We start from the raw sequence: 255 nt of genomic DNA, 5'->3' as shown, positions 1-255 counted from the left end.
GTTTCAAATCGATCCCCACGGCCTATGCCACGATCAAGGGATTCGAAGTCATGCGAGCCCTGCGCAAAGGACAGGCTCGCCCCTGGTGCCTGCAGCCCGGCATCAGGGGCGAGGTGCGCCTTGTGGAGAGAGCTTTTGGCATTGGGCCCTCGGCGCTGACGGAGGCCATGGGCATGCTCAACCACCATTTCGCAGCAGCCGCCTGATCGGCGCAGAGCGACAGCCTACCTCTGACTGCCGCCAATCTTTGCAACA

General features: G+C 62.4%; 1 pseudogene. It reads left to right on the top strand.

Annotation, left to right across the window (positions count from 1 at the left end):
- Positions 1-206, top strand: a pseudogene (locus NQ018_RS11755) (IS6 family transposase); the annotation flags it as partial.
- Between the last annotated feature and the right edge of the window lie 49 nt (positions 207-255).

This window comes from Corynebacterium kozikiae (assembly GCF_024580965.1).
GTDB lineage: Bacteria > Actinomycetota > Actinomycetes > Mycobacteriales > Mycobacteriaceae > Corynebacterium > Corynebacterium kozikiae.
The sequence above is the reverse complement of the archived record's forward strand: the minus strand, read 5'-3'. Positions and strand labels throughout refer to the sequence as shown.